9 protein-coding genes are annotated in these 14,091 nt (G+C 62.9%); 2 read left to right on the top strand and 7 right to left on the bottom strand.

The annotated features are described in order from the left end of the window. Positions 1 to 242: 242 nt before the first annotated feature. Positions 243 to 2,417, top strand: coding sequence for a catalase/peroxidase HPI (gene katG, locus BRD58_RS04890; RefSeq protein WP_073381840.1), 2,175 nt, complete (start codon positions 243 to 245; stop codon positions 2,415 to 2,417). A 129-nt stretch (positions 2,418 to 2,546) separates the two neighbouring features. Here the strand turns inward: katG and eseJ are convergent, their stop codons facing one another. Then, the gene (eseJ, locus tag BRD58_RS04885; RefSeq protein WP_073381836.1) at positions 2,547 to 6,626 is read right to left on the bottom strand and encodes a type III secretion system effector EseJ; all 4,080 of its coding nucleotides are present in this window, start codon (positions 6,624 to 6,626) and stop codon (positions 2,547 to 2,549) included. Positions 6,627 to 7,251: 625 nt separating this feature from the next. Between eseJ and BRD58_RS04880 the strand changes: the two genes are divergently transcribed. Next, entirely contained in the window at positions 7,252 to 7,881 is a 630-nt protein-coding gene (locus BRD58_RS04880) for a two component system response regulator (RefSeq protein ID WP_196796971.1), read from the top strand. Here BRD58_RS04880 and BRD58_RS04875 read toward each other — a convergent pair. The 6 genes from BRD58_RS04875 to sctR are packed head-to-tail and all read right to left on the bottom strand — an operon-like array spanning position 7,878 to position 14,040. Further along, on the bottom strand, positions 7,878 to 10,613 hold the full coding sequence (locus BRD58_RS04875) for a two component system sensor kinase (protein ID WP_034168269.1): 2,736 nt from the start codon (positions 10,611 to 10,613) through the stop codon (positions 7,878 to 7,880). The two genes, BRD58_RS04880 and BRD58_RS04875, sit on opposite strands and share 4 nt — an antisense overlap. An 11-nt stretch (positions 10,614 to 10,624) precedes the next feature. Then, positions 10,625 to 11,275 (bottom strand): lytic transglycosylase domain-containing protein, encoded by a 651-nt coding sequence (locus tag BRD58_RS04870; protein WP_015461070.1) that lies wholly within the window; start codon positions 11,273 to 11,275, stop codon positions 10,625 to 10,627. Next, positions 11,268 to 12,326, bottom strand: a complete 1,059-nt coding sequence (locus BRD58_RS04865) for an EscU/YscU/HrcU family type III secretion system export apparatus switch protein (protein ID WP_012847748.1) — start codon at positions 12,324 to 12,326, stop codon at positions 11,268 to 11,270. The genes BRD58_RS04870 and BRD58_RS04865 overlap by 8 nt, the downstream gene beginning before the upstream one ends. Beyond that, positions 12,323 to 13,102 carry a type III secretion system export apparatus subunit SctT gene (gene sctT / locus BRD58_RS04860; protein ID WP_015683273.1) on the bottom strand — a complete coding sequence of 260 codons (780 nt, stop codon included), beginning with the start codon at positions 13,100 to 13,102 and terminating at the stop codon, positions 12,323 to 12,325. The genes BRD58_RS04865 and sctT overlap by 4 nt, the downstream gene beginning before the upstream one ends. A gap of 2 nt (positions 13,103 to 13,104) precedes the next feature. Next, a complete protein-coding gene (gene sctS / locus BRD58_RS04855) occupies positions 13,105 to 13,374 on the bottom strand; it encodes a type III secretion system export apparatus subunit SctS (RefSeq protein WP_012847746.1) in 270 nt (89 codons plus the stop codon). 18 nt (positions 13,375 to 13,392) lie between these two features. Next, the gene (gene sctR / locus BRD58_RS04850; RefSeq protein WP_069578283.1) at positions 13,393 to 14,040 is read right to left on the bottom strand and encodes a type III secretion system export apparatus subunit SctR; all 648 of its coding nucleotides are present in this window, start codon (positions 14,038 to 14,040) and stop codon (positions 13,393 to 13,395) included. Between the last annotated feature and the right edge of the window lie 51 nt (positions 14,041 to 14,091).

Genomic DNA, 14,091 nt, shown 5'->3' with positions numbered 1-14,091 from the left:
AACAATCAAAAATCATTGCGCAGGGGAACTCATCGACGCGCTTAAATAACAGGAAATAACAATCAACTTATGAAGATTAATCGATTTTCCCTATTTCAGAAATTGAGCGCGCAGACCGGACAAAAAACCATTAGCACGTATAATCGTTAAGGACTAAAACGAATGCAGCGATCCATCACGCAATGCATTATCCGCAGTAATGGCCTGAACAGTACTCCACAAATTTACTGAAGGTGCGATAAATGGGAAATAACAACGAATTTTCTAGCGGTAAATGCCCCGTCATGCACGGCGGTATGACCTCCGCGGGCATGGCCAGTAAGGATTGGTGGCCGAATGCCCTGAATCTGGACATTCTGCATCAGCACGATACCAAAACAAACCCAATGGGGCAGCAGTTTAACTACCGAGAAGCCCTGAAGCAGCTGGATGTCCAGGCGCTGAAAGACGATCTGCGTGCGCTGATGACCGACAGCCAGCCCTGGTGGCCGGCCGACTGGGGTCACTACGGTGGTCTGATGGTTCGTATGGCCTGGCACTCCGCCGGCTCCTACCGCATCGCGGATGGCCGCGGCGGCGCAGGCACCGGCAACCAACGCTTCGCGCCTCTCAACTCCTGGCCTGATAACGTCAACCTGGATAAGGCGCGTCGCCTGCTGTGGCCGATTAAAAAGAAATATGGCAACAAAATCAGCTGGGCGGATCTGATCGTGCTGGCCGGCACCATGGCCTATGAGTCCATGGGGCTGAAAACCTTTGGCTTCGCCTTTGGCCGTGAAGATATCTGGCATCCGGAAATCGATACCTACTGGGGTTCAGAAAAAGAGTGGCTGGCGCCGAGCGGCAGCGAAGGCAGCCGCTACTCCGGCGAGCGCGATCTGGAAAACCCGCTGGCCGCGGTCATGATGGGCCTGATCTACGTTAACCCGGAAGGGGTGGACGGTCATCCGGATCCGCAGAAAACCGCCAACGACGTGCGCGTCACGTTCGCCCGTATGGCGATGAACGATGAAGAAACCGTCGCCCTGACCGCCGGCGGCCACACCGTGGGTAAATGCCACGGCAACGGCAGCGCCGCCAACCTGGGCGCGGCACCGGAAGGCGCCGATCTGCAGGAGCAAGGGCTCGGCTGGAACAACCACACCACCCGCGGTATTGGCCGTGATACGGTCAGCAGCGGGATCGAAGGGGCATGGACCAGCAAGCCGACCCAGTGGGATAACGGCTACTTCGACATGCTGCTGGGCCATGAGTGGACCCTGACCAAGAGCCCGGCGGGCGCCTGGCAGTGGGTGCCGATCCAGATTGCTGAAGAAGACAAGCCGGTCGACGTGGAAGACCCGTCCATCCGCCTACTGCCGATCATGACCGATGCCGATATGGCGATGAAGGTCGATCCGGCCTACCGTCAGATCGCCGAGCGTTTCCGTCAGGATCCCGCCTACTTCTCCGACGTCTTTGCCCGCGCCTGGTTCAAGCTGACCCACCGCGATCTGGGGCCGAAGTCACGCTATTTCGGGCCGGACGTGCCGCAGGAAGCGCTGATTTGGCAGGATCCGGTTCCCGCCGGCCGCAGCGAGTATGACGTTGCCGCCGTCAAGGCGAAGATCGCCGCCAGCGGCCTGAGCATCGCCGACATGGTGAGCACCGCCTGGGACAGCGCCCGCACCTTCCGCGGCTCGGACAAACGCGGCGGGGCCAACGGCGCCCGTATCCGTCTGGCACCGCAGAACACCTGGGAAGGCAACGAGCCGGCCCGCCTGGCTAAGGTACTGGCCGTGCTGGAGCCGATTGCCGCCGAGTTTAACGTCAGCGTCGCGGATGTGATCGTCCTCGCCGGTAACCTGGGGATCGAGCAGGCTGCCAAGGCCGCCGGCGTCGCTATCGAGGTGCCGTTTGCGCCGGGACGCGGCGATGCGACCCAGGCGATGACCGACGAAGCCTCCTTCGAGGTTCTGGAGCCGCTGGCCGATGGCTTCCGCAACTGGCTGAAGAAAGACTACGTCGTCACGGCCGAAGAGCTGCTGCTGGATCGCGCTCAGCTGATGCGCCTGACCGCCTGTGAAATGACGGTGCTGATCGGTGGGATGCGCGTGCTGGGCGCCAACTATGGCGGCAGCAAGGTCGGGGTCTTCACCGACCGCATCGGTGTCCTGAGCAATGACTTCTTCGTCAACCTGACGGATATGTCTTACACCTGGAAACCAGCCGCCAGCAACCTGTATGAAATCCGCGAACGCGCTAACGGTGCGCTGAAGTGGACCGCCAGCCGGGTCGACTTGGTCTTTGGCTCTAACTCTATACTGCGTGCCTATGCCGAAGTCTACGCACAGGACGACAATAAAGAGAAGTTTGTCCGCGACTTCGTCGCCGCCTGGACCAAGGTCATGAACGCCGATCGCTACGATCTGCGCTAAGTCACGGTGCTACGCCGCCTGACGCGGCGGCGTAAATCCAGAAACACCCCTCGGCGATGCCGGGGGGTGTTTTTTTATACCGCCAACGCCGCTCAGCCGACGCGACCGCCCTGGTCGATCCCCAGCGCGCTATATCGCCGCCGCCGTCTCATGCCCGTTCAGCGGGCTGTGCTGCCACAGCGCCTGTTCTATCTCATCGCGGATCTGCTCCGCCTGCTGTACGCTAAGCCCCGCCTGTATGATGGCCTCCGCCTTCATGTTCAAGGGCAGGTGCGGCGCTGACTCCGACGCCGCCTGCTGCAGCGCAAGGTCAAACTGCTCACCGACCTCCTGAGGCGACAGCGAAGCGAACGCCGTCTGCTGACGCAGCGCGCTCGCCAAGGTATCCAGCCGCTGCGTCAGCTGCTGCTGCCCCTGGCGCTGCATCTCGTCGCGCGCGCTCGGGTCGCGCGCGTCGATCTGCGCCAGCGTTTTCGCCATCTGTATCCTCGCCTCCTCGCGCGCCTTTGCCAGGGCCTTCTCCAAGATGTCGCCGTTCATCTCCCGCTGAGTCCGCTGAGCCAGCTCAGGCATCAGCCAGGATACCATCGAGTTCCACAGGCTGCCGGTCGTCAGCGCCCCGCTGAGCAGCGCGGCCCCAATGGCGATAATCCCGGCGGGCAGGAGTCCCAGCGGCCCCAGCGCCAGAAGGCCCAGCGTTACGCCGCCGATCAGCAGCGGGCCAGCCACGCTGGCCGCGACCAGCAGCGCTCTCTGGGCGCCGCTGGCGTGTTTCCAGGTCAGGGACATATCCTGGAACATGCGCCCTATCACTCCCCGCTTCCCCGCCTCCGCGAGATCGCGGCCAATCGTTCCCGTACTGCGTAGCGCCTCCCGCTGCATGGCATACGCCGTCACGCGCTGAATACGCTCATTGATGCTGGCCGACGAGTCCAGCTGCATCCCACGGAGTACCGCATTGACGACCACGTTGGTCTGCCGCTGCTCGGCCACCTTATCCGCGATCCCCTTCTCTGCCTGCGCCTGAGCCGCCCCCACCGCAAACTGCAAAATGGAGGTCAGCACCACCGTTGCCACGCCGCCGCCAAACAGCGCCCCGCCGAGGCCGCCGGCCACCACGCCCCCGAGATTCTGACTCAGCACGCCCTTGACGCCGCCGACGGCGTAGGGGGCCCAGTCCGCCACGCTCAGCAGCATGATCAGGGCCGGCGGCATCGGCTTCGCGTCCGTCGCGCCCACCACCGGCTCACGCTTGCCAAACAGCGTATCCTGTATCACGCTGGTCGTCGTCCCCCGCTGCCAGGCCGTATGAAACATATCGCCGAGGAGCGTAGACGATCCCGTCGCGACCAGCGCGTGATAGGTATGATCCAAATTGCTGGAGAGATACGCCATCTCCTGCGGATACGCGCTGGCCCATGCCAGCAGCTGGCTCGGGGTAAATCCCAGCTCCGTCAACGCCTGGGCGGGATCGGTCGGCAGCTTGCGCAGCGCCTGCATCAACGCCAGAGAGGCCGCGACAATACCTTTTCCGCTCAATGCCAGCTGGTACTGCAGCAGTAAATCCCGCGGCTTATCCATGCGCGCCCCCAGCAGCGAGGAGACCTTGTCCCCCATCTGGGCGAGCAGCCAGCTGCTCCAGTAAATGTCCTTGGGGTAGCCACCGCCAGCGGGCCCATCGGCCCGCTGCCGCTCCTGCTGCAGCGCCAGGAGATCCACGCGAAAGGCGGCGCTGTTGCTGGCGATACGCTGCTCAAGCTGCGCCAATCGCGACGCGACGTCGCTCCCGCGCGCCGTTCCCTGTCGCAGCGCATCGCGCTGGCGCACCATCTCGTCGGTCTCCGCCGTCAGCGCTCTCAGGGCCGCGCTGCGCAGCTGATACACCTGCTGATTGATACTGGCCAGCGCGCCGTCAAACGGCCGGGCCGCCGCCGAGACATCCACCGCCAGCCGGGCAGACGCGGCCGTTTGCGCGGCCAGGGTATGCCCCAACGTATCCACGGCCGCCAGCGTCTTCCCACTATGCAGCAGCGCCGCGATCACCCGCCGCTCGGCGTTAATCTCCGTCAGCGCACGGCTCAGCACCCCATGAAGAGGCTCGGCGTCGGACAGTGGCGACGCCAGCGCGACGACGCTGTCCTGGTAGCGCTGCAGCAGTCTATCTCGCTGCTGGAAGAAGGCCTGATAGCCCTCGGGATCCGCCATAAACTGCGCCCGTAGCGTTCCCTGCGCGAGCGCCTGCGGGACGTTAACCCCCGCGTTCTGATGAAACTCACTATGATAATCAATTTGATGCTCCCACTGCAGGCACTCCGCGGCGATCGTCTGGGCCCGGGCCTGCGCGGCGGGGGCCAGTCGCTGATACGCCTGCAGCACGGCCTCGCTCACCGCGATATCCTCTTCGACGAACGTATCGTTATCCAACAGCAAGCGATCGCGGTTCACGGTGGCCGGGCCGCTGCGGGCACAGAGATACAGCAGGCCTTCCAACGCCGGGTCATCGGTCACGGGCACCGCCGCGCCAGCGCGATCCTCCGCGTCGGCGGCCTCGCCGAGCGACCCGCGCGGGGAAAAATAGTCCTCGATGGCGTCCAGCGCCTGGCTGCGCTGCTTCAAGGCGCTGAAGTAGTCCGGATTGCGCTTAATCTCATCCAGATCGCGTCGTAGGGTTTCCTGCGCCTGCTGATTGGCATCGCTGAGCAGCTGCAGGCACTGCAGGGTGCGATCGCGCTCCTGCAGCGTGGTGTGGCGCAGGGTACTCAGCTGAAAATAGCGCCCCCGATCGATAAGCAGGCTATCCGGCGCCGGCAGCGCCGCGTCATCGTCTCGCAGCGACGCGACGTGGGGATAAAAGGTCGCCAGCAGATGCTGGGCGACCGCCGTATCCGGCAGACTCACTCCGCTTTGCATCACCCGAGCGATCGCCTGGCGTAAACGGGCCGCGTCGGGGGCACCCGCCTCGCCCAGCGCCTGCTGAACCAGCGCTATCCACAGGCGATCGTCGTCGCCGATAGCGCCGTCGGACGCGCTATCGCCCAGCTGGGCGCTCACCTGCGCCAGACGATCCCGCCATACGCCCCGCTCGCCCGTGGGAGATTCACGCTGCGCGACCCCCTCCATCCGCAGCGCCAACGCGGCCAGGCGATCGGCCACATGCTGCGCCTGCGCGCGGATACGCTGTATCACCGGCGGCGCCTCCGGGCCACCCTCGATCCCCGCGCATTCGGTCAACACCGCCTGCAGCGCTTGGTGGGCCGCCTCCTGCGCCCTTTGCGCCTCGGCAATCGCGCTGCCAAGATCCTCCGCAGAGGCGAGCAGCGTCTCGCTCTGCTGCTGCACCTGGGTCAGCGTCGTACGCAGCGTCGCCAGCGCGTGATTCAGGGTCTCGATGCGGCGGGACAGCGCCTGGTAGGCCGGCTCGGTCGGCCCCCCGACCAGCATGTCCTTCACCCGGAACAGGAGATTGAACGTATAGCGCGGCATCTGCAGCAGCGAGCCGATCGCGATCGGCGCGGGCAGCAGGTCATCCAGTGCGTCGTCCCGCAGCGGCGCCGGCGGCGGTAGCGTCACCGTCGCATGCGGCGGCAGCAAATCGGGAATGCGACGCTCCGCCGACGGGCGCGTATCCGCCAGCGTCGGGAACAGGCGATGCGCGTCGGCCCAGGCGCGATCATCAATCTGCTCGAGCGGAAGGCGCAGCGCCTCATGGCCGTTGGCACTCAGGATCAGCGCCGATCCGTCATGGGGGGCCAAATGCGCACCCAGCGCCGTCGTCTGATGGGGTGATCCCTGCTCTTTTAACCAACAGAAAAACCGCAGCGGATCGCTAAACAGCGCCAGACGCTGCGGCGCCAGCAGAGAGGTATCGCTCAGATTGAGCTGTTCGAGCAGGCGGGTATCCCGATGGCGGCTAACCCGCTGCCCATCGATACTGAGCGTGAAATCCTGTGTCGTATCATCATAATCCACCGCCACCGCGCATTGGCTATCCGCGCGGCACAGCTGACGCAGCGCGGCGGCGCTCTCCAGCGCCGCAAGGCTATCATCCCCCTGATGCAGCAGCTGATGATACTGCGTTTCCGCCGCCGCGCGCCTATCGGCGGAACACAGCGCGGCCACGCGGCTAGCGCCGCGGGAAAGGCTCTCCGTTGACTCAGATCCCGCGGCGTTGCCGCTGAGCGCGGGGGATAACGTAAAAGCATTCACCATGGAGAGACCTCCCAATCGCATGACACAAGGCACCGGTCGTTCGCCGGAACATGGTGCGATTTTATCCGAACCGCTATTGGGAGGCTTTCGGGTATTGGCCTGAGGTTATCGGCATATAAAAATATTCCATTCTGAAATAATAACGTGAATAGAAAAATCCTAGACTCATGAATTTATTATTGTAATTCACTTTCTTTTTTACTTACCCTCGCGAATAAAACAACCATTCACGATTAAAAATAGCAGACTTACCCTCAGCAAAATGCTATCAATTAGCTCATTTTCGACATGATGATCCATACTCCAAAGGGCATTTACGGCGCGAAAAACATTGGCGCATCTCCCTGGAAACCTGCGAATATCCCAGCAAACACAGCAGTTTTGCTTGACCGTAACGCAGTTTATCCAAAATAATGCTGAAAAACCGTGGAATGAATAGATTAAAAATCTCACTCCGAAATTTGAATACCGACGAATTCAATACGCCAAAAGTGGTAGAAAAATCCTAGATACCAAAAAAAGGCGTTCAGCGAAGGTCTGGTTATTCAAATGCCCCGAGCGAGCTGTATGAAGTTTTCAGTGTGCCACTGATTCGGAGTACCCTTTAAATATGACTATTTCTATTTTGCCTCTGAACATTCTGATCGTTGAAGATCATGCCTTGCTAGCCGATGGCATCCGTAATCTCTTGGACAGCCAGCCCCGCTACCGGGTCGTGGGCGCCGTCTCGAATGGGCTGGCCGTTTATGAGGCCTGCCAGCGTCTCTCGCCCGATCTGGTCTTACTCGATCTGGGTCTGCCGGGCATGGACGGCGTTGACGTGATCCGTCAGCTGCGGCGTCGCTGGAGCGATATGCGTATCGTTGTCGTCACCGCCTCCTCTGAGGCGCGGCGCGGCAGCGAAGCCCTCGCCGCCGGCGCGCTCGCCTACGTCCTGAAGCAAAGCCCGCAGCAAACCCTGCTGGCGGCCATGCAGCATGCCTCGCTGGGGAAAACCTTTGTCGATCCCGCCCTCCGGCTGGACTCCCTGGTAGCCTCGTCCGATATGGCTCAGGAGCCGCCGCTGACCCTGCGCGAACGGCAAATTCTCAAGCTGGTCGCCGAGGGCAAGCGCAACCGGGATATCGCGGAGCTGCTGTCCATCAGCCTGAAAACCGTGGAGACCCACCGGCTCAACCTGATGCGCAAGCTGGATGCCCACAACGCGGCGGAGCTGAGCAACTGGGCCCGCCGCCTGGGGGTTCTGGAGTTTTAATCCGCCTCGAATTCACTGTGCACCAGGCGGGATAGGCTTTCCAGCGCCTTGTCTGGCATCGGCATCCCGCCCTCCAGCGCCTGCTCCCAACGCGCCGCCGCCTCATGCACCAGCGTCAGACCGCCCTGCCCGGCCAGCCCTTTTAGCGTATGCAGCGCCTGCCGCACCGCGGGGGCATCCTGCTGCGCGACCGCCTGCGTCAGCTGCGCCAGATAGTGCAAGACATCCTCCTGCAGACGCCGCCGCAGCGCGGGATCCTGTCCGAGCAGCGGTATCTCGCCCGCGCGGTTAGGCGACAGCTCGATCCCCCGGGTTAACTGGATATCGGCCGTGTACTCCAGGGCTCTGGAGAGCATCGCGGGGGTCACCGGCTTGGTGAGATACTCATTAAAACCAGCGTCCTGCAGCCGCTTGCGTTCGCCGGGCTGCGCATTGGCCGTCAGCGCGATGATCGGGCAGTCGGGGTCGAGCATTCCATTCACGCTATCCCGCCATAGATGCAGCGTTTCGTCGCCGGAGAGCCCCGGCATACGCATATCCATCAGGACTAAGTCAAACACGTGCCCGCGCCCCAGCACCAGCGCTTCAGAGCCGCTGGAGGCGGTATACACTTTGTGCCCCTGCTGGCGCAGCATGCGCCCGACGATATCCTGATTGGTATCGACATCGTCCACCACCAGTACCTGCAGCGACCAGGGCGATACCGGCATCTGCTCTCGCGCGCCGGTCGTCTGCGTTTCGCCATCCAAATGCTGCCGCAGGCGGCCGGGCAGGTAGCTCAGCTCCGGCGCGTCCAGATCGGGATTGTCGCCCGCCAGGGGGTGGTATCCCCAGGCCGACAGCTGTGGGTGCAGGCTGAGCGGCGCGACAATGCTGCCCTTATCCTCCGGCGGCGCGATGGGGACACTCCCGTTCGCCTCCAGCGGCAGCGCCAGGCGGAAACGGGCGCCGATCGCGCTTTTCTCGCAGGAGAGCTCGCCCCCCAGCAGGCGCGACAGGCTGCGGGCGATCGGCAGCCCCAGGCCGCTGCCGGCGATGTGGCAATCGACCTGATGAAATGCGGTAAAAATATCGTTGATCCGCGCGTCATCGATGCCCGGGCCGGTATCCTGCACCCGGAAACAGAGTCGATCCTGCTCGCTCCAGCCGTGCAGCACCACCTCGCCATGGGGGGTAAACTTGACCGCGTTGCCCAGCAGGTTGATCAAGATCTGGCGCAGGCGCAGCCCGTCGGTATACAGCGTCTGCGGAAACGACGGCGCCAGCAGGCAGTGTAGGGTCAATCCCTTCTCCAGCGCCGGCACCTGCACCGTCAGCATCGCCTGATCGATCAGCGGCAGCGGATCGAGGTACTCCGGGTTCACCACCATCTGTCCCGACTCAATGCGCGAGAAGTCCAGCAGGTTATTGATGATCTCCAGCAGATGGCGCGAACACTTAAGCCCGGTATCCAGCAAATCACGCTGCTCCGGCGTATTCTCACCGTTCTCCAGCAGCGTCAGCGCACCGATAATCCCATTCAACGGGGTGCGAATTTCATGGCTGATGCTGTTCAGGTGCTCGCTCTTATTGGCGCTGGCGCGCTCGGCCTGGCGCCGCGCCCGCTCCAGCTCTACCGTTCGTTCGGCGACCCGCGCCTCCAGCTGCGCATACTGCGCCTTGACCGCCGACAGCAGGCGATTATAGACCTGCGCAATGCGCCCCAGCTCATCCTCTCCCGCCACCACCAGGGGCGGCAGATCGGCCACCGCCACGTTGGGCGTCAGGCGCTGCATAATGCCGGCCAGCGTACGCCCCAGCGTGCGCTGCAGCACCAGGTACAAGAGCCCCACCAGCGCGACCAGCAGCAGCAGCGCCACCGGCAGATAGCGGTGCAATGCGGCGAACGCCGCGTCCGTAATCTGGCGGCTCGGCGTGAACAGCAGCAGCTTCCAGCCGACCGGGGCGACCTCGCGGCAGATGGAGAATACCTCGTCAAAATTACTCTCCATTTCGCGCTGGCACGTCGGCAGGCTCTGACTCAGCGCGGCGGACAGCGGAATGATCGGCTGCCCCTCCCGATCGAGCCAAACGATCGTTTCACCATCCGGGGTTTTCTCTACGGCGCTAAAGGAGGGATGCAGGTTGACCGTCATGCCGACCAGCGCACCGGTGAGCAAATCCCGCTTCGCCGCAATCACTCGCCAGTTTCCCCCGACGCTGCGATAAGGCTTACTCCAGATGATGTGATTGCCGACGGCCTGATCGCGCAGCGCCCGGATCTGTTCAATGTGCAGCGGGGTGTCGGTCGGCTGACCGCCGGCGCTGGACAGCACCACGCCGCCGTCCAGCAGGACGAAGGTATCCACCAGATTGCCCAGGCCGCCGCTGCCGTAGGCTTCGACAAAGGCCTTCGCGCGGCTGATGCGCGCCGCCGGATCCGGCGGCGCGGTCATATCGTGAATGTAGCGCGCCGTCAGGTAGTAGGCGCCAGAGGCGACGCCGTCGTCCAGGCGGTGCCAACAGCGCATCAGCGTATCCACGTCACGGCTGACATCCAGCAGCTCAGAGCTCAGCTCATAGACCGTTTCGGCCACGGTCGCCGTCAAACGGCGCTGCAGCGATGACTTGGTCTGCTCAAAGTTCAGCAGCAGCGTCACGCCGGTACTCAGCAGCCAGAACAGGGCAATAAATCCACTGAGGATCAGCGCCAGGCGGAACGAGAGGGAGGTGCGCCAGATATGACGGGACATAGGGGATTCCTTTATGTGCGGGAGGACGCCGAAGAGCCCGGAGATCCAGAGGTTAACAGGCGCCATAGCTGACCAAGGTTACCGACTCCTCCGGACGTATGCACCACCATTTCCGTCTGCGGCACCGCCGCCGCCGGTACCGTCGATCGTAGCTGACGATAGTATTCCAACACCCGCTGCACATAGCGCTGCGTTTCAGGATAGGGGGGAATCGTCCCCCCATAGCGCAGCACGGCGCCCTCACCGGCATTGTAGCCGGCCAGCGCCAAATCCAGCCGCCCATTGAAGCGACGCAGCAGCGTACTCAGATAGCGCGTACCGACCTCCAGATTATCGCGCGGATCCAGCAGCGCGAAGTGGCCGAAGCGGGCCGCCGTTTCCGGCATCACCTGCATCAGTCCTATCGCCCCTTTTTCCGATACCGTATCATAACGATAGGAGGATTCAACGGCCACCACCGCCTGGATCAGCCGCGGATCCAGCGCATGCTTCCCCGCCACCTGCCCAATCAGCGACGCATAGCCCGCGCCTCGGGATGTCGCCGGCGGCGGCGCCAGCGTAGACGCGACGCGCTCCTCTCCGCTCACCCGATACCATTTAAGCGGAGCACCAACGCAGCGCCAGGCCAGCAGCGCCAGCCCCAGCAGAACCCATTTACGCATCCTCCTCCTCCTCTTCTTCTGTCTCGTCGCGCAGCAGGCGCAGCAGCTGGGCGACCGCGACAAACAGCGCCTCCGGTACGTAATCACCCGGGCGGGTGGTCGCGATCAGCGCACGCGCCAGCGGAATATTCTCCACCACGGGAATGCGCCGCGCCTCCGCCAGCGCCACGATATGCCGCGCCCGCGCCCCGCGCCCATACTCCACCACCTGCGGCAGCGGCGTCTCCCCCTCGCAGTAGCGCAGGCAAACGGCAATGTGGGTCGGGTTGCGCACCACCACCGAAGCGCTGGAGACGCTATCGGCCAGGCTGCCGCTCTGGATCTCCCGGTGCAGCTCTCGGCGCCGCTGCTTGATCTCCGGGCTCCCCTCCGCGTTTTTAAACTCCTGCTTAATATCTTCATGCGACATCATCAGCTGCTTACGCAGATGGCGATACTGCATGCTGTAGTCGACGACGGCGAACAGCGCCGTGAGCAGCAGCAAGATCCCCCACATCCACAGGGTCATTTTGCTGGTGACCCACAGACCGGCCTCGGCGTCGGCGCGCACCAGCTGAGCGAATGATGCGGCATAACCGCGGATAAAATAGGTAAAGGTCAGGCCGAGGATCACGATTTTCAGCACCATCTTGCCCAGCTCGAACAGCTTGAGCAGGGAGACCATCTGCTTAGCGTTATTCAGTGGGTTGATCCGCTCGGCGGAGGGCATGATGGCCTTTGGCGCAAACAAAAAGCCGGTCTCCACCAGCCCGGTTAAGATCAGCGTCACGGCCAACAGCGCGGCCAGACTGAAGACAAAGCGAACCACCAGCGCGGCGGCCTTGCCGGTCAGCAGCGCGATGGCGTCGGGCAACGGGAGGTTCAGCGTGGCCAGCGTCGCATCGATGAAGCCCCCGATGGCCGCATACAGCGTCGGCCCCTCCGTCACCATCCAGAGCAGAATGACCGCCAGCTGTACGGTCGCGCTGATATCCTGGCTCTTGGCGACCTGCCCCTCCTCGCGCGCATCGCGCAGACGCTTCGCCGTGGGCTGTTCCGTTTTCTCGCTCATAGCGCCTCCGCTAGCTGGCGCAGCAGCCCGCCGTCAAAGCGGGTGAACAGCGCCTGCACCCCGTCCAAGGCAAAAGGCAGACTGATAATCAGCATCAGCAGCACCATCGCGCTCTTAATCGGCATCGATAGGGTAAAGACGTTTAGCTGCTGCACCGAGCGGTTAATAAAGCCGAGCGCCAGGTCGACGAGCACCATCATCACCATCGCCGGCATGGAAAAACTCAGCGCCAGGGTGTACAGCAGGTGCCACAGGTGCATCAGCAGGGGAATAAAGCCGCGGCCCCACAGCCAATACTGCCCCGGCGGCAAATCACCGTAGGATGAAAACAGGGCGGCCAACAGCGCGTGAAAACCGCCGCCCACGATAAACAGCACGCCGACCAACTGGGAAAACAGCACCCCCATCGGCGAGGACTGCTCGCCCAGCAGCGGGTTAAACAGCACGGCGATAGAGGCGCCGCGCATGGTATCGATAATAAAGCCCGCCATGTTCAAGGCCCACAGCGGCAGCGCCGCCGAAAACCCCAGCAGCAGGCCCAGGACTAACTCCCCCAGCAGCAGCCCCCCATAGTGCAGCGGCGCCTGCAGAGGGCTGGGCAGGACCAAGGCCGCCAGCTGCGGCAGCGCCGGCAGCGCCGCCATCAGCGCCAGCGCATTACGGATCAGGGCCCCGCCGAGCATCGCGCTGTTGAATAGCGGCATGATCAGCATGATGCCCAGCGGGCGCATCATGGCGATGCCCAACAGCGGCCACCAGTGATTCAGCTCAGCCATCATCAGCCCCCCATCTGCGCGATCAGATCCATCGCTCTTCCGGCATAGCTAAACAGCGCGCTGCCCATCCAGTGGTAGGTCAACGCCAGCGTAACGCTGGCGGCCACCAGCTTAATGGCGAAAGAGACCGTCTGATCCTGGATCTGCGTCAGCGCCTGCACCAGCCCCACCAGCACGCCGACCAACGACGCGACCAGCACCACCGGTAACGAGAGGATCAGGACCAGCCAGAGCAGCTCACTGGCCAACTGCACGAGCTGTGCTTTTCCCATAGCGCGCCTCCCGGAGCCTTAGCGATACGAAAGCAACAGCTGGCCCAGCAGCTTGTCCCAGCCCCCGACCAGAATAAAGACCAGCAGCTTGAACGGCATGGAGATGGTCATCGGCGACACCATCATCATCCCCATGGCCAGCAGGATATTGGAGACGATGAGATCGATGGCGATAAAGGGCAAAAACAGCAGCAGGCCTATCTGAAACGCCTCCACCAGCTGGCTGACGGCAAACGCCGGCATCAGTAATAGCAGCGAGTCATCGCTGATCTGCTCCCGAACGGAGGCGGGCCAGCTCTTTGTCGCCACCTGGCGAAAGAAGTGCAGCTGCGTCGCGGAGGTGTGCTGGCGCAGAAACTGACGGTATGGGTCGAGCGTATTGTCGGACAGCCGCGCCAGCAGCGTGGTCTGCGCCTCCACGGGCGCATCGGCCAGCCGCGCCTGCACGGCGGTGCCGACCGGCGTCATGATGAACAGCGTCAGGATCAGCGCCAGCCCATACAGCGCAATGTTCGGGGGGATCTGCTGTATTCCCAGCGCATTACGCAGCAGGGCAAACACAACGGACAGCTTTAAAAACGATGTACCCATTACGATCAGCAGCGGTAACAGCGAGAGGGTAACCAGAAGCGCGATCAGTTCCGCCGGTTGTTCTGTCAGAGACATGATGGGTTCTCCTCTAGTATCTGCCGACAGTGTTCCCCACTTCCACGCCGA

Origin of the sequence: Edwardsiella piscicida, from assembly GCF_001896205.1 — a bacterium.
Lineage (GTDB): Bacteria > Pseudomonadota > Gammaproteobacteria > Enterobacterales > Enterobacteriaceae > Edwardsiella > Edwardsiella piscicida.
This window is presented reverse-complemented; position numbering and strand designations above follow the sequence as displayed.